This is a genomic window from Rhodococcus sp. P4_F3_2, from assembly GCF_056401335.1.
In genome coordinates this window covers 76,434-92,747 of record NZ_JBFUJN010000018.1, presented here as the reverse complement: position 1 = coordinate 92,747, position 16,314 = coordinate 76,434, and the positions used below count along the sequence as shown (strand labels likewise).

General features: G+C 63.0%; 15 protein-coding genes. 3 read left to right on the top strand and 12 right to left on the bottom strand.

The window, feature by feature from the left end:
- Positions 1 to 9 precede the first annotated feature (9 nt).
- Complete coding sequence (locus tag AC1DWA_RS19675) at positions 10 to 435, top strand: PPOX class F420-dependent oxidoreductase (protein WP_019748505.1); 426 nt, start codon at positions 10 to 12, stop codon at positions 433 to 435.
- Here AC1DWA_RS19675 and AC1DWA_RS19670 read toward each other — a convergent pair whose 3' ends face one another.
- Positions 436 to 1,572: a M24 family metallopeptidase gene (locus tag AC1DWA_RS19670; RefSeq protein ID WP_020969665.1), complete on the bottom strand. Its 1,137-nt coding sequence runs from the start codon at positions 1,570 to 1,572 to the stop codon at positions 436 to 438.
- 37 nt (positions 1,573 to 1,609) lie between these two features.
- On the opposite strand from AC1DWA_RS19670, the gene AC1DWA_RS19665 reads away from it, so the two are divergent.
- Positions 1,610 to 2,575: a 5'-3' exonuclease gene (locus AC1DWA_RS19665; RefSeq protein ID WP_020969666.1), complete on the top strand. Its 966-nt coding sequence runs from the start codon at positions 1,610 to 1,612 to the stop codon at positions 2,573 to 2,575.
- A 4-nt stretch (positions 2,576 to 2,579) separates the two neighbouring features.
- On the opposite strand, the gene AC1DWA_RS19660 is transcribed toward AC1DWA_RS19665, so the two are convergent.
- From AC1DWA_RS19660 to pafA, 7 genes are all read right to left on the bottom strand, one after another.
- Positions 2,580 to 3,437, bottom strand: a complete 858-nt coding sequence (locus AC1DWA_RS19660; RefSeq protein ID WP_477846603.1) for a DUF4333 domain-containing protein — start codon at positions 3,435 to 3,437, stop codon at positions 2,580 to 2,582.
- Between the two features lie 52 nt (positions 3,438 to 3,489).
- Positions 3,490 to 6,201, bottom strand: a complete 2,712-nt coding sequence (locus tag AC1DWA_RS19655) for a DEAD/DEAH box helicase (RefSeq protein ID WP_020969668.1) — start codon at positions 6,199 to 6,201, stop codon at positions 3,490 to 3,492.
- Between the two features lie 48 nt (positions 6,202 to 6,249).
- A complete protein-coding gene (gene tatC, locus AC1DWA_RS19650; protein ID WP_019748510.1) occupies positions 6,250 to 7,278 on the bottom strand; it encodes a twin-arginine translocase subunit TatC in 1,029 nt (342 codons plus the stop codon).
- 73 nt (positions 7,279 to 7,351) lie between these two features.
- On the bottom strand, positions 7,352 to 7,627 hold the full coding sequence (gene tatA, locus AC1DWA_RS19645; RefSeq protein ID WP_003944836.1) for a Sec-independent protein translocase subunit TatA: 276 nt from the start codon (positions 7,625 to 7,627) through the stop codon (positions 7,352 to 7,354).
- A gap of 134 nt (positions 7,628 to 7,761) precedes the next feature.
- Positions 7,762 to 8,739, bottom strand: a complete 978-nt coding sequence (locus AC1DWA_RS19640) for a helix-turn-helix transcriptional regulator (RefSeq protein ID WP_021333486.1) — start codon at positions 8,737 to 8,739, stop codon at positions 7,762 to 7,764.
- Entirely contained in the window at positions 8,739 to 9,752 is a 1,014-nt protein-coding gene (locus AC1DWA_RS19635) for a helix-turn-helix transcriptional regulator (protein WP_019748512.1), read from the bottom strand. Before AC1DWA_RS19635 ends, AC1DWA_RS19640 begins: the two co-directional genes overlap by 1 nt.
- A gap of 109 nt (positions 9,753 to 9,861) precedes the next feature.
- On the bottom strand, positions 9,862 to 11,220 hold the full coding sequence (pafA, locus tag AC1DWA_RS19630; protein WP_007729869.1) for a Pup--protein ligase: 1,359 nt from the start codon (positions 11,218 to 11,220) through the stop codon (positions 9,862 to 9,864).
- 144 nt (positions 11,221 to 11,364) lie between these two features.
- Between pafA and AC1DWA_RS19625 the strand changes: the two genes are divergently transcribed.
- Entirely contained in the window at positions 11,365 to 12,783 is a 1,419-nt protein-coding gene (locus AC1DWA_RS19625; RefSeq protein ID WP_021344323.1) for a phosphatase PAP2 family protein, read from the top strand.
- A gap of 37 nt (positions 12,784 to 12,820) precedes the next feature.
- Here the strand turns inward: AC1DWA_RS19625 and prcA are convergent, their stop codons facing one another.
- From prcA to dop, 4 genes are all read right to left on the bottom strand, one after another.
- Entirely contained in the window at positions 12,821 to 13,588 is a 768-nt protein-coding gene (gene prcA, locus AC1DWA_RS19620; protein WP_019748514.1) for a proteasome subunit alpha, read from the bottom strand.
- Positions 13,585 to 14,463 (bottom strand): proteasome subunit beta, encoded by an 879-nt coding sequence (gene prcB / locus AC1DWA_RS19615; RefSeq protein WP_019748515.1) that lies wholly within the window; start codon positions 14,461 to 14,463, stop codon positions 13,585 to 13,587. Before prcB ends, prcA begins: the two co-directional genes overlap by 4 nt.
- Positions 14,460 to 14,654, bottom strand: coding sequence for a ubiquitin-like protein Pup (locus tag AC1DWA_RS19610; protein ID WP_003944925.1), 195 nt, complete (start codon positions 14,652 to 14,654; stop codon positions 14,460 to 14,462). Before AC1DWA_RS19610 ends, prcB begins: the two co-directional genes overlap by 4 nt.
- 147 nt (positions 14,655 to 14,801) lie before the next feature.
- A complete protein-coding gene (gene dop, locus AC1DWA_RS19605) occupies positions 14,802 to 16,301 on the bottom strand; it encodes a depupylase/deamidase Dop (protein WP_019748516.1) in 1,500 nt (499 codons plus the stop codon).
- Positions 16,302 to 16,314: the final 13 nt, after the last annotated feature.

The following is a 16,314-nucleotide window of genomic DNA, read 5'->3' as shown; positions in this document are numbered from 1 at the left end:
CGTCGTGGCATGACGCTCACCCCCTCCACCACGCCATCGGCACAGCAGACTCTCACCGAAGACGGGCTGAAGTTCGTCGGTGAATACCACCTCGCGACACTCACGACGTTGCGTCCGAACGGCACCCCACACGTCGTGGCCGTCGGGTTCACCTGGGACCAGGAAGCCGGAAAGGCGCGCGTGATCACCAGCGGTGGTTCACAGAAGGCGATAAACGCAGCGCGTGGCGGATACGCCGCAGTCAGTTCGGTCGACGGTGGTCGTTGGCTCACGCTCGAAGGGCCGGCACGCGTGCTCGCCGACGAGGACTCCGTGGCCGACGCCGTTCGGCGCTATGCCGAGCGGTACCGCCAGCCACGGGTCAACCCAGCGCGCGTGGTCATCGAAATCGACGTCACACGCATCCTCGGGTCCGCGGCGTTCAAGGAAAGCTGATCAGCCGAGGACAGTCAGGCCGTGCGGACGGTTGTTGAACGACTCGCAACCGTCGGCGGTCACGACAACGATGTCCTCGATACGGGCACCCCAACTGCCGCGGAAGTAGATTCCCGGTTCGATGCTGAAGGCCATACCTTCGACGAGTTCGATGGTGTTGCCCTCGACGATGTACGGCTCCTCGTGCACGGACAGCCCGATACCGTGACCGGTGCGGTGAACGAAGACCTCCGCAAGACCTTGTGCGGCAAGCACTTCGCGGGCGGCAACGTCGACGGATTCTGCGGATACTCCTGGCCGCACCGAATCGACGGCAGCCTGCTGTGCCGCTTCGAGTACCGCGAACTGCGCTGATACCTCGGCGGACGGCTGCCCCATGCTGTACGTGCGGGTGGAATCCGAGTTGTAGCCGGGCTCGACCGGTCCGCCGATGTCGATCACCACGATATCGCCGCTCTCAATCACCCGGTCCGAAACCTCGTGATGCGGATCGGCGCCGTGCGGGCCTGATCCGACGATCACAAACGCGGCCTCGGTGTGCCCCTCTTCGAGAATCGCCTCCGAAATTGCCTCGCCCACTTCGGCTTCCGTACGGCCGACGATCAAGAACTCGGCCATGCGGGCGTGAACACGGTCGATCGCCGCACCGGCCCGTCGCAACGCCTCGATCTCGGCGTCGTCCTTGACCATCCGCAATTCACGCAATACGCCGGTAGCGAGGATCGGCAACGCGCCCAAGGTGTCTGCGAGCGGGATCAGGTGCAATGCAGGCATCGCATCCGTCACCGCAACCTTGGCGCCGGTCGGGAGTTGCGCCGCCACAATCGCATACGGGTCGACACCGTCGACCCAGTCGAGGACGGTCAGCCCGAGATCGCCCACCGCCGATTCCTTCAACGACGCCAACTCCAAGCGAGGAAGCACGACAGACGCCTTCGCCGTGTCCGCAGCGATGACCAACGCGGTCAAGCGCTCGAACGAGTCGGCCCGAGAACCCGTCAGGTACCGCAGATCCGGGCCTGGAGTCACCACCAGACCGTCGAGTCCTGCTGATCGAGCCAACTCCGCGGCGCGAGCGATACGTGCGCCGTAGACGGCGCTGGAGAATCGGGAATCCTGTTCGGCTGGAGACGTCATGGCTTACAGGTTAGTGCCGACTGGCAGGATGGTGACCATGAGTGGGCCATTGCTTCTCCTCGACGGTGCCAGCCTGTGGTTTCGTGCGTTCTACGCGCTGCCCGAGTCATTCGTCGACCCCGACGGAAGACCTGTCAACGCCGTGCGCGGTTTCACTGACATGGTGGCTTCCCTGATCACCAAACACCAGCCGAGTCGTCTCGCGGTGTGCCTGGACTTGGATTGGCGACCGCAGTTCCGCGTCGATGCAGTCCCGACGTACAAAGCGCATCGCGTCGAAGAAGGCTCTGACGGTTCGTCCGAAGAAGTTCCGGACACGTTGACGCCTCAGGTCGACATGATCATGGACGTGCTCGCAGCAGCAGGAATCGCGACGGCGGGTGCCGTCGGACTCGAAGCCGACGACGTGCTGGGAACGCTTGCCGCCACCGAGCGCGAAGATCTCACCGTCGTCGTCAGTGGTGACCGAGACCTTCTGCAGGTCGTCACCGACGAGTACGTGCCCGTTCGTGTCCTCTACGTGGGCCGTGGCTTGTCCAAGGCAGAACTCTTCGGACCGGTCGAGGTTGCCGAGAAGTACGGAGTACCCGGTGATCGTGCGGGCGAGGCATACGCCGAACTCGCGGTACTGCGCGGAGACGCCTCCGACGGTCTACCCGGCATCAAGGGTGTCGGTGAGAAGACTGCGTCGACGCTGATGCTGCGCTACGGCTCGTTGGCCGGACTTCGCGCGGCCGCAGCTGATCCGGAATCCGACATGGCCAAGGGAATTCGCGCAAAACTCACCTCACCAGAGGCCATCGCTTACCTTGATGCTGCGTTGCCGGTAGTACGAGTGGTTCGCGACGCGGACGTTCAGTTCTCGAAGGACGACCAACTCCCGGCGACCCCCGCCGATCCCGCACGCTTCGAGGAAGTAGCGGCCTCGCTGAACATCGAGCGCTCGGCCGGACGGCTTGCCGCCGCGCTCGAGGCTGCGGCGGCAGGCCGTTCCGACCAGTAGAGCGTCAGCTCGGGCGGCTGACCTCGTACGTGCCGTTGTCGTCGACAAAAGTCACAGTCACGTTCGACTTCACACCCGCGATCGAAAGCGTGCAGGTGAACTTGTTGCCTGACTTGACTTCCTGGTCCGCGGGGCACTGAACGTTGCTCACGTTCTTTGCCCCGTAGGACTCGGTGACGATCTTCTCGACGCCGGCCTGAGCCGCGCTCTGATCGAGTGTGTTCTTGCCGAAGACACCGAACACCAGGGCCACCACGACAGCAGCAAGTACGACGAGAACACCGATCGCACCGAAGATCAAGGGCTTCTTCGACTTACCCGACTGGTTTCCGGGCGCACCGGGACTCGGGAACGGCTGAGCCTGGTTCCACTGATTCTGCTGTCCCGGCGCTTGGCCGGGAGCCGCGGCGCCCCATGCCTGCTGAGGTGCGGCAGCAGGCGGCTGACCCCAGGCCTGGGTCGCGTCAGGTGCCTGCTGTTGCCCGGGCTGACCCCACGGCTGAGCGGGAGGCTGCTGCTGGGGTTGTCCCCACGGCTGTTGCTGGCCGGGTTGTCCTTGTCCAGGTTGCTGCGGCTGACCGTACGCAGGCTGACCACCAGGCTGCCCGGGCTGGCCGTAGGCAGGTTGTCCCCACGGCTGTTGCTGGCCGGGTTGTTGACCGGGCTGCGGTGTTTGACCAGGCTGACCCCACGGCTGCTGCTGGCCGGGCTGCTGGCCGGGCTGCTGACCAGGCTGCTGACCAGGCTGCTGCTGACCGCCCGGCTGCTGAGGATTCTGCCCCCACTGCTGCTCGTTCGGCTGCTGCTGATCACCAGGACCCCATTGCCGATTCGGATCGTTCGGTCCGTAAGGCCCGCTCATGTTCGCCTCCCACTCGAAATACCAGTCTGCGAATCAAACCACATAGTTGCGGTCATGCTGCGTCGACAGCAACTACCCCGCGACGAATTGCAGCTACCGCCCGCGCCGCAGTCTTCGCGACGTCGGCATCCGTCGATGTCAGGCGGACCTGATCGAGGAGATCGATCACCTGACGACACCAACGTACAAAGTCACCCGCAGACAGCGCACGGCCTTGCACTCCGGCCGCGATCAGTGCGTCGACAAGCGAGTTCTCACTCGCCCAGTGATAAACGGCGGTGACGAATCCGAGATCCGGTTCCCGCGTCGGCGGCAGCTTGTGGCGAATCTCGTCCGACCGCAGTTCGCTCCACAATCGTTGAGTGTCGTTGAGGGCGTGACGAAGCGCCGCTGTCGGCACCCGATCAACGGTGTCGCCGTCCCGACGTGATTCGTAGACCACCGAGGAGACGACGGCCGCCAACTCGGCCGGGCTGAGACCTGTCCACGCCCCGGTCCGCAGGCACTCGGCGACCAGGAGGTCGCTTTCCGAGTAGATGCGGCTGAGTCGTCGTCCGGATTCGGTGACTTCGGGCGCTGCTTCGGCAGTCATGTATTCACGCTCTTTGAGTAGCGCAATGATGCGGTCGAACGTCCGCGCCAACGAGTTGGTCGTGGCCGCTGCCTTTTCCCTCATCGACTGCGTTTCCCGGGCCAGCCGGTTGTAGCGCTCACCGATCCGGCTCAGATGTTCACGATCGGGCCAGCTGTGGCACGGATGCGAGCGAATAGCGCGTCGCAAAGTAGCGACCTCGGCGTCATCGGACGCGCCCGCCTTGTGGCGCTTCTTCCGCCGGGGGGCACTGATCCCGGTACTACGCAACGCCGAGGCCAGATCGCGCCGGATCCTTGCGGTGTGGTGATCGACATGCTTGGGCAGGCGCATCTTTCCCAGAACGTCGGCTGCTTCCGGGAAATCACCCGAGGAGAGTCGGCCGGCCCACTGATCGGCAGTCAGAACCAGCGGACGCGGGTCCTTCGGATCGTTGTCCGGGACGAGGACCACTGCCACCCCGGAATGACGACCGATGGGAATTGCGATCACATCACCGCGGGCGAGTGCACGGAGGGACTCCACCGCATCTCCGCGTCGGTCTTCGCGGCCCTTACGTTCGAGCGCGCGCTCGCGCGCACTGAGCCGCTCACGCAACGACGCGTATTCGAAGTATTCGCCGTCCGCACCGCCGAGTTTCTCCTGCAAACCCTTCAGTGCTTCTTCGTTTCGCTCGATGCCACGCACCAGGCCGACCACCGAGCGATCCGCTTGGAACTGTGCGAAGGAACGCTCGAGCAGCTTCCGTGAATCGGCCGCGCCCATGCGTTCGACGAGGTTGATCGACATGTTGTACGAGGGGCGGAACGAACTGCGGAGCGGGAAAGTCCGGGTCGACGCCAAGCCGGCGACATCCGTGGGCTCGACCCCTGGCTGCCACAGGACCACAGCGTGCCCTTCGACGTCGATGCCGCGTCGGCCTGCCCGACCGGTCAGCTGCGTGTACTCCCCCGGTGTCAGTTCGGCATGCGATTCACCGTTGTACTTGACCAGACGTTCGAGGACCACCGTGCGTGCCGGCATGTTGATGCCGAGGGCCAGCGTCTCGGTCGCGAAGACCGCCCGCACGAGACCTTTGACGAACAGTTCCTCGACTGTCTGGCGAAATGCCGGCAACATGCCGGCATGGTGAGAGGCCAGTCCGCGTCGCAGTGCCTTGCACCAGTCCCGATATCCGAGAACTTCGAGATCCTCCTCGGGTAGTTCCCCGGTGTGTTTCTCGATGATGGTGTCGATCTCGCGAACCTGCTCCGGAGAAGTCAGATCCAGTCGGGACCGCAGGCACTGTGCAAGAGCCGCATCACAACCGGCGCGGCTGAAGATGAAGGTGATGGCCGGGAGCAGTCCGGACTGGTCCAGCTGCGCGATGACGTCAGGTCGTGGCAAGGGTCGGAAATCGTTGGAACTCTGGTAGCTGCCACGACGCCCGCGGCCACGCGGCTGCCAGCTCTCGACGCGTTCGAGAGCCTGACGCTGCTTGACGTGGCGAACCAGATCCTGATCGACGAGCACGGTCTTCGGCCCAGCCGCAGGATGACTGCGGCTGTCGAAGAGATCGAAGATCCGTCGACCGACCATGATGTGCTGCCACAGCGGGATCGGCCGCGTCTCGTCGACGACCACGGTGGTGTCGCCGCGGACGGTTTCCATCCAGGAGCCGAATTCTTCGGCATTGCTCACGGTCGCCGACAAACTCACCAGCCGAACATCCTCGGACAGGTGCAGGATCACTTCCTCCCACACCGCACCACGGAACCGGTCCGCCAGGTAGTGCACTTCGTCCATGACTACGTGCGAAAGCCCGCGCAGTGCCTCGGAATTTGCGTAGAGCATGTTCCGCAGGACTTCAGTGGTCATGACGACCACCGGTGCGTCGGAGTTGATACTCGAATCACCCGTCAGCAGGCCGACCTCGCTCGGGCCGTACCGCTCGACGAGTTCTGCGTACTTCTGATTACTCAACGCCTTGATCGGCGTCGTGTAGAAACACTTGCGGCCCGCCGCGAGAGCCAGGTGGACAGCGAACTCGCCGACCACGGTCTTGCCTGCGCCGGTCGGCGCGCAGACAAGGACTCCGTGGCCCGCTTCGAGCGCAACGCATGCCTTCACCTGGAATGGATCGAGTTCGAACTTCAGGCTGGACGCAAACGTGCTCAGTTCACTCTTGTTCATAACCACCTCGTCAGGGTTTCACACGCCGCCGACGTGGTGGCACGGCGCTCAGAGGGTGTCAGTGAAATCCTGACCGGGCGCGTTGTCGCCGCCGGTGTCGGATTTCTCCGCAACCGGAGCCTTGGACTTGGACTTACGTCCGAACAATCCACTCGATTCGGCCTTGGGTTTGGTCGGATTGTCGAAAGCCTCGTTCAGATCGGACGGAGACGAGATGGAGGACGCTTCCTCGTCGGACAGTGCGCCCCAGTCTTCACCGGCTCGCTTGGCCTTACGTTTGTCGTTGAGGCGAGCGATCTGAACAGCGACCTCGAAGAGAAGCGTCAGGGCCAGCGCGAGCGCCAGCATCGAGAACGGATCCGAACCCGGCGTGGCGACTGCAGCAAATACGAAAAGCCCGAAGATCAATCCTCGACGCCAGGCCTTCAAACGCTCGTACGTCAGAATGCCGGCAAAGTTCAGCACGACGACGAGCAGTGGAATTTCGAAGCTGACACCGAAGATGAGCAGCAGGTTGATGATGAAGCCGAAGTACTCCGAACCACTGAGCGCGGTGATCTGGACGTTGTCACCGATGGTCAGGAGGAAGTGCAAAGCCTTCGCCACGACGAGGTACGCCAGGATCGCGCCGAGAATGAAGAGAGCGGCACCGGCGGTGACGAATCCGACCGCGTATCGACGTTCTTTGGCGTAGAGGCCCGGGGTGATGAATGCCCACAATTGGTAAAGCCACACCGGGCAGGCAAGAACGATGCCGGCGGTGAGCGCCACTTTGAATCGCAGCATGAACTGCTCGAACGGCCCGGTCGCCAGCAATCGGCACGCGTCGTCGGTGCTGAGGTTGGCGCGACTCTCGGACGGAAGCTCGCAGTACGGTCCACGAAGCAGATCGCCCAGACTCTCGAGACCGAGTATCGAGTGTGAGTACCAGAAGAAGCCGAACGCCGTGGTGATGATCACGCCGAGGAATGCGAACAACAAACGAGTCCGCAATTCGTACAGGTGGTCGACCAACGACATGGTGCCGTCTGGGTTGACCTTCCGCTTGCGGTTACGCGGATCTAACGGAATACGCACTGTGCATCCTGGTCTTGGTCAGCAGACAACCGGGGTGAACGAATATTTCACCCCGGCTAGAACGCAGTGTGTACTAGAGCGGCTTGACTTCGGTCGGCTGCGCAACAGGTGCTGCTGCACCGTTTGCGACCACCGCGGTGTTGGCCGTCGGCAACTGTGCCGGAGCAGGCTGTGCGACCGGCGCGCTTGCGGGCGCCGCATCGTCGTTCTGCATTTCCTTGACTTCGCTCTTGAAGATGCGGAGTGAACGACCCAGACCGCGTGCTGCATCGGGAAGCTTCTTCGACCCGAACAGAATTACGACGACAACAGCGACAATCAGCCAATGCATCGGCTGCATTGCACCCATAACGACCTCCCATGATCAGATTCCTCGATGCTACCGGACACAACCGGCGCTCGGAGGTGTCAAAGCACTTACTTCAGCTACCTTTTACCTGTTTGTTTCCTGCGAACCCACTGAACGCGGAGTTTCCCCAACTTTTACGAACCGATTACGTCGTAGGCGTCGAGTGCCGCAACGGCCCTATCATGGACTTCGGAGACCAGTTCCGGCGGATGAAGGGCCCGAACTCCCTCACCGAATCCCAACACCAGCCTTGCCATCCATTCGAGTGTGCCGAAACTCATCGTCGCCTCGACCGACCCGTCGTCGTTCACGTGCTCGACGTCCATCGGGTAGTAGTCGAGCATCCACACCCACTCTTTGGTGATGAACAACCGTGCTTCCGGAAGGGAACCGTCGCCGCTGAACAACTCGAGATTCGAATCCTCCTCGAGGGCCTGCGGCGGCGGGTCGGCCGGCTCGTCGAGTTGGACGGCGGCATCGATCCGATCGAATCGGAACAACCGCACACCCTCGGCCTGACGGCACCAGGCCTGGAGGTAGCTGTAGTTGTCGACCAACACGATACGAACGGGATCGACGATGCGCTCGGAGACCGCGTCACGCGAGGCCGAGTAATACGTCAATCGCAGGGCGGTCTTGTCTGCGAGCGCGGCTCTGACCGTCGCGGCGATCGGGTCTTCGGCGATGTCCGGCGCCGGCGATGTATCCCGGCCCTGACCGATAGCTCGTGCCGCGGCCGAGCCTGCTGCGTCCTCGATCTTCGCGATAGCGCGCTGGGCCGACGACGGATCGACCATGCCCGGCATTTCCACCAACGACCGAAGCGCGATCAGCAATGCCGTCGCTTCGGTAGAGGTGAGGCGCAGCGGGCGATCGATCCCGGCCGAGAACGTGACCTCGATACTTTCCTCGGAGAAGGACAGGTCGATGAGATCGCCGGGACCGTACCCGGGCAGTCCGCACACCCACAGCTGATTCAGATCGGTCATCAGTTGAGTCGTGCTGACGCCGAGTTCCTCGGCGGCCTCGGCGGGACTGATGCCCGGATTCGCGATGAAGTACGGCACGAGGTTGAGCAGCCGTGCCAACCGCGATGACAGTCGATTGCTCATCAGTTGTCCCCCTGTCCGTCATTGCTGGTGGCCGGGCTCGCCGCGGCGGCGCGAAGCTTCGCGACGACCTCAGCACGCAAATCCGGTGGGTCCAACACCAGTGCATCCAAACCGTGACCGGCGATCAACCGAGCGGTCCATTCCCAGGATCGGACGGGAATGGCCAGCACGCTGCCATCACGATCGGTCAGCCGCCGATCGGACGACGACGTCGCAAGCCGCCGAAGCTCATGTGCGCGGCCGTCTGCGACCCAGACCGTGGCGGTTCCGGTGACGACTCCCGATCCGGTCACGCGGTCGACGACCTCGCGAAGATCAACACCTTCGGGTTTGTGAACCGAACCGGCCGGGCCGAACTCCCTGACATCGTCACCGATCCGGGAGAGCCGGAAGGTCCTCACCGCATCACGGTCGACGTCGTGCCCGACCAGATACCACTTGCCGTTGTGCGTGACGACGCCCCACGGCTCGACGGTGCGCTCGGTGAACGGTTCGTTCAATGCGCCGCGGTGCTGAAAATGAACTGCTCGTCCGGCGTCGACGGCTGCAAGCAGCTTGCCGAGCGCGGGCTCCGAACCCCGGGTGCGCGCGGGAATCGCCGTGACCGGCGCGGCACTGACTTCTGAGTCGACCTGGACGCCGGCCGCTCGGAGTTTGAGTAGTGCACTCTGGGCTGCCGAAATCAGTTCCGGCGACTCCCACAACTGCACTGCGACAGCAACCGCAGCAGATTCCTCGCTGGTGAGGTCAACGTCCGGAAGCTCATAGGCATTGCGATTGATCCGATACCCCTCGACCGTCGAGAACCGTCCTGCCAGACCGGTTTCCAACGGGACACCCAGGTCACGAAGTTCGTTCTTGTCGCGTTCGAACATGCGACTGAACGCTTCGTAGTTCGCGGAATCGTTGTACCCGGCCACACTGTCGCGGATTTTCTCCGCCGTGAGGAACTGTCTGGTGGACAGCAATGCGATCACCAGGTTCATCAACCGCTCGATTTTTGATGTCGCCACGCCGAAATCCTAGTGGCTATCCGATAACCGAACGCGCGCGGACACTTTCGTGCCCGGCGCGTCGCCGCAAAACAGACCTGCCGTGTTGTAAATCGTGAAAATGGGTGACCTACATCGAAGCGATCAAACGCTCGACACGCTCGTCGACGGAACGGAACGGATCCTTGCACAGCACCGTTCTCTGCGCCTGATCGTTGAGCTTGAGGTGAACCCAGTCGACCGTGAAGTCCCTGCCTGCGGCCTGGGCTGCAGTGATGAAGTCGCCTCGCAATTTAGCGCGCGTGGTCTGCGGCGGATTCTCGACGGCATCGTCGATCGTCTCGTCCTCGGTGACCCGCTTGACCAAGCCCTTGCGCTGCAGCACGTCGAAGACACCCCGGCCGCGTTTGATGTCGTGGTACGCCAAGTCGAGCTGCGCGATCTTGGGATCGGACAGGTCGAAACCGTGACGGTCCTGGTAACGCTGGAACAGCTTGCGCTTGATGACCCAGTCGATCTCCGTGTCGACCTTCGCAAAATCCTGAGCTTCGACGGCATCGAGGGTGCGACCCCACAGGTCGACTACCTGCTCGACCTGCGGGTCCGGTTCGCGGTTACGCAGGTGTTCGACTGCCTTGGCGTGGTATTCGCGTTGAATGTCGAGGGCACTGGCCTGACGACCACCAGCTAGACGGACAGGCTTTTTACCCGTCACGTCGTGACTCACCTCGCGGATGGCACGAATCGGGTTGTCCAAAGCGAAATCGCGGAACGAAACCCCGGCTTCGATCATCTCGAGCACGAGTGCTGCAGAACCGACCTTGAGCATCGTCGTTGTTTCGGCCATGTTCGAATCGCCGACGATCACGTGCAGTCGGCGGTACTTCTCGGCGTCGGCATGCGGTTCGTCGCGGGTGTTGATGATCGGACGCGAGCGAGTGGTCGCCGACGAGACACCTTCCCAGATGTGTTCCGCGCGCTGCGAGAGGCAGAACGTCGCGGCCTTCGGCGTCTGCAGCACCTTGCCGGCACCGCAGATCAACTGGCGCGTGACGAGGAACGGCAACAAGACATCCGAAATGCGGGAAAACTCACCGGCGCGCGCGACGAGAAAGTTCTCGTGGCATCCGTACGAGTTTCCGGCCGAGTCGGTGTTGTTCTTGAAGAGGTAGATGTCGCCGCCGATCCCCTCCTCGGCGAGTCTCGCCTCGGCGTCGATCAGCAGTTCTTCGAGCACTCGCTCACCGGCACGGTCGTGATTGACCAACTGGATGAGGCTGTCGCACTCTGCGGTCGCGTACTCCGGGTGCGAACCCACATCCAGGTACAAGCGGGCTCCGTTACGGAGGAAGACATTGGAGCTGCGACCCCACGACACGACACGACGGAAGAGGTAACGAGCAACCTCGTCGGGGCTCAGTCGCCTGTGCCCGTGAAAGGTGCAGGTAACGCCGAATTCCGTCTCGATACCCATGATTCGTCTCTGCACACTTCGACACTACAACCAGAATGCGAGGTTCACCCGTGTACTTCGATCGCGTCGTAAGTCACGACTCGACAACGTCGGGCGGCGGCATAGTGTGACGGTGTGAGCCTTATTCGCCGAAAAGTTGTCCGAAGCGACGTCAAAGTCATGGAAAGCACTGGAGCACTGCGCCCTTCCGTGCTCGACCCGACCATGCGGTTTCTCTCCAGAGCTGCCGATCACGGCGTTTTGTGGATGGTTGTCGCAGCCTTGCTCGCGATGATCGGTGGCCGCCCCAGGAGGGCAGCGGCACGTGGGATGCTCGCGCTGGCAGGTTCGAGCGCGCTGGCCAACGGCATACTCAAGCCCCTCTTCCCCCGCCGGCGCCCACCGGCGCGTGTCTGGCTGAGCCCGAAGCGAGGCGTCGACATTCCGACGTCGTCCTCGTTCCCCTCCGGGCATTCGTCTTCGGCCGCGGCATTCACCGCGGCAGTGGCCATGGAGTCCCCGGCGGCGGGCGCCGCACTCGCGCCACTGGCCGCAGCAGTGGCGTACTCACGCGTTCACAACGGAGTGCACTGGCCGTCCGACGTCTTCGCAGGCCTCGCGGTCGGCGGCGCAATCGCTGCCGGCACGCGTCGTTGGTGGGCGGTGCGGGACGAAGAACCCGCCGAACTCGGACCCGAGTGCGTGGTTCCCGCGCTCGCGCGCGGAGAAGGCTTGTTGGTCTTCACCAATCCTGGTTCAGGCTCCGAGGACGACGGGATCGTGGAATCGATTCGAGAACTGCTACCGGAAGCCATCGTCTACGAGTTCGACGCGGACATCGACTTCGACATGCAGATCGATGCCAAGATCCCCGAACTCTCGCCGAAAGCGTTAGGAGTATGCGGCGGCGACGGAACAGTGGTCACGGTCGCGACCGCGGCGACAAAGCACGAGCTACCACTTGCCGTCTTTCCCGGCGGAACGTTGAACCATTTCGCCCGCGACGTCGGGGCGGTGAATGTCGAGGAAACCGCACAGGCAGTCGAGTCCGGTCAGGCGGCATTTGTCGACCACGCGGTGGTGCGCACGGATTCCGGAGTGACTGCACGGTTTCTCAACACAGCCAGCCTGGGCGGATACCCGGACGCTGTGCGTCTGAGGGAAAAGTGGGAACCGCGTTTCGGTAAGTGGCCGGCCGCTGGTGCTGCAATGATCCGGGTTCTCGCAGCGGCAGAGCCGATGACTGTCACCATCGACGGGAAGCGGACCACCATCTGGATGCTTTTCGTCGGAAACGGGCGATACTCCCCCGCTGATCAGGTGCCGATGTCGCGCCCGGAGATGAACCGTGGACTGCTCGACGTCCGCTACTTGCGCGCGGACAAGAAGTTCTCGCGTTCACGCCTGCTGTTTGCTGCTGCCACAGGAACATTGGGCAGCTCGCGGGTCTACGTTCGCGAACTCGTGTCCTCGATGTCGGTTCGAGTGGCCGATTCACCGGTCGCCATCGCCACCGACGGTGAAGTGGTGGCAGACGCGCGCCGGTTCGATTTCGACACCGAACCGGGCGCGGTGGCCGTCTACAGAATCACTCAGTAACTCCAGACCTGCAGTAACTCCCAGACCGACGCAGCAACTACGAGGGTGCGTCGCCGTTTGCCGGCGGCGCGTCCTCAGTTGCTGCCGGAGTTGGAAGCATCTCTTCCAATGCCGAACCAGCGATTCTTTTGAACGCACGGCGTGGACGGTTGCTGTCGAGAACGGCAACCTCGAGTGCACTCACATCGAGTGTTCGCGGTTCCGCCTCAGTGGTTCCGGCCGGCGCCGGACCGCCCTTTTGAAGCGCCCCAACCGCGAGCCGCACCGCGGATTCGAGGTCGAGGTCTCGCTGGTAGGACTCGCGCATCGCCGTCACGATCGGTTCGGTTGTACCGCCCATGACCACGAATTCCTGCTCGTCCGCGATGGAACCGTCGTACGTGATCCGGTAGAGCTGAGCCGGCGTACTACTCCCGAAACGGCCGATCTCGGCAACGCAGATCTCGACCTCGTACGGCTTGGGCTGCTCGGTGAAGATCGTTCCCAAGGTCTGTGCGTACGCATTGGCGAGGGAACGCCCCGTGACGTCCCGACGGTCGTACGAGTACCCACGCATGTCGGCGTGGACGATGCCCGCGCGGCGCAGATTCTCGAACTCGTTGTACTTGCCCACTGCCGCAAATCCGAGACGGTCGTACAGTTCACTGACCTTGTGCAGCGCCCTCGACGGGTTCTCGGCGACAAAGAGCACTCCGTCGCGGTAGGTGAGAACGACGACGCTGCGTCCGCGGGCAATTCCCTTGCGCGCCAATTCCGAACGATCGCGCATGATCTGTTCGGCTGATGCGTAGTACGGCATCGTCATAGCGCAGACTCCCCTTCCGGACTCGCTGTCGCAGTACGAGCCGCGACGATCTCCCTTGCGATCTCGGCAGCCTTGGCCGTCGACAACTCCACGGCACCGGCCGAGGTGATGGTGACCGCTGTCGGATAGATCCCGCGTGTCAGATCAGGACCACCGGTAGCCGAATCGTCATCTGCCGCGTCGTACAGCGCCTCGACCGCGAACCGAAGCGCGGTGTCCTCGTCGATTCCCGGGGAATACAGCTTCTTGAGCGCCGATTTCGCGAACAGGGAACCGGATCCGACTGCGTGATAGCCCGCGCGCTCCTCGTATCGCCCACCGACGACGTCGTAGGAGACGATGCGACCGGCCCTCGACGGATCGACCGCGTCCAGGTCGTAACCCACGAGCAATGGCACGACCGCCAAACCTTGCATCGCTGCTCCGAGATTTCCTCGAACCATCGACGAAAGTCGATTGGCCTTGCCGTCGAACGTGAGTGGGACGCCTTCGATCTTCTCGTAATGTTCGAGCTCGACCGCGAAGAGCCGGACCAGTTCGATTGCGATCCCGGCCGTACCGGCGATACCCGCAGCCGAGTAGTCGTCCGTGACGTACACCTTCTGCACGTCACGGCTGGCGATGAGGTTGCCCATCGTCGCTCGGCGATCACCCGCGAGCAGAACTCCACCCGCATAGCTGATCGCGACGATGGTGGTGCCGTGCGGAGCTACGTCTCCCCCGCCCATGACAACACCTCCTGTGTCGGCGAAGCGGTTCTGCGGAAGATGCTCCGGTGCATGCACCCGAAGGTATTCCGAGAATGACGACAGATTCGAGCCGAAGCTCAACCGTGTGTCCCCGTCGGTGATCCGGGGCGCGCGATCCACCGTCACTGGCCGCCCTTCTGGACATAGGCACGGACGAAGTCCTCGGCGTTCTCTTCCAACACGTCGTCGATCTCGTCGAGCAGGTCGTCGGTTTCTGCAGCGAGCTTCTCACGACGTTCCTGGCCGGCACTGCCGTCGCCACCAGTGGTTTCGTCGTCTTCGCCGCCACCGGCACGCTGCGTCTGTTCTTGAGCCATCGCCGTCGACCTCCTTGTGTGAAGGGAGCTCTCGCGAGCATCCTGTTCGGCCCAGCAGAGTCGGTAACTGATCCCGCTCGGACCTTCACCCTACCGAGCGGCACCGTCAGGTGTGGAGAGACGCGACGGCGAGCCGCATCGGCTGTTTCAGTGAGTGAGCTGATCAACCAGTTCCGCGGCGCTGTCAACGGAGTCGAGCAACGCTCCGACGTGCGCTTTGGTACCTCGAAGCGGCTCTAGGGTGGGGATGCGGATCAACGACTCGCCGCCGAGATCGAAGATGACCGAATCCCAGCTCGCGGCCGCGATATCGGCACCGAATCGGCGTAAGCACTCGCCACGGAAGTATGCGCGAGTGTCGGTGGGAGGGTTCGTGACCGCGTCGAGAACCTGCTGTTCGGTGACAAGCCGCTCCATGGAGCCGCGAGCAACCAGACGGTTGTAGAGGCCCTTGTCGAGTCGCACGTCGGAGTACTGCAGATCCACCAGATGCAATCGCGGAGCCGACCACGCGAGTCCCTCACGATTGCGGAAACCTTCGAGCAGACGCAGTTTGGCCGGCCAGTCGAGGATGTTCGCGCACTCCATGGGATCGCGCTCGAGGAGATCGAGAACCATCGCCCACTTGGCGACGATATCGTCCGCTCGCGGATCACGATCCGCCTCGCGATCGAGGAACTTCGAGACACGTTCGAGGTAAATACGTTGCAGCGCAAGCCCCGTCAGTTCGCGACCGTCGGCCAGCGCAACGGTCTTGCGAAGGGTGGGGTCGTGGCTGATGTGGTGGACGGCTGTGACCGGACGTGCCAGTTGCAGATCGGTGAGGTCGACGCCCGCCTCGATCAGGTCGAGTACCAGCGCGGTTGTTCCCACCTTGAGGTAGGTCGACATCTCCGCGAGGTTCGCGTCACCGATGATGACGTGCAGCCGGCGGTACTTGTCCGCATCCGCGTGCGGTTCGTCGCGGGTGTTGATGATTCCGCGCTTGAGCGTGGTCTCGAGGCCTACTTCGACCTCGATGTAGTCGGATCGCTGCGAAAGCTGGAATCCGGCCTCGTCGCCGGACTGACCGAGACCCACACGACCGGAACCGCAGATCACCTGCCTGGACGCGAAGAACGGCGTCAAGCCGGTCACGATCGAGGCGAACGGGGTGTCACGCGAGCAGAGGTAGTTCTCGTGCGTGCCGTACGACGCACCCTTGCCGTCGACGTTGTTCTTGTACAACTGCAACCGTGGGGCACCCGGCACGCTGGAGGCGTGCCGCGCAGCTGCCTCCATCACTCGTTCGCCGGCCTTGTCCCAGATCACGGCATCGAGCGGGTCGGCGACCTCGGGGGCCGAATACTCAGGATGGGCGTGGTCGACGTACAACCGTGCCCCGTTGGTGAGAATCATGTTCGCGGCGCCGATCTCGTCAGCGTCGATGACCGGTGCGGGCCCGCTCATTCGCCCCAGATCGAAGCCTCGGGCATCTCGCAGCGGAGATTCGACCTCGTAATCCCAGCGTGTGCGCTTGGCCCGTGGCACGCCCGCTGCGGCGGCGTAGGCAAGCACCGCCTGGGTTGAAGTGAGAATCGGATTCGCCGACGGCTCACTGGGTGAAGATATTCCGTATTCGACCTCGACACCGATGATCCGCTGCATGACACAAGAGCCT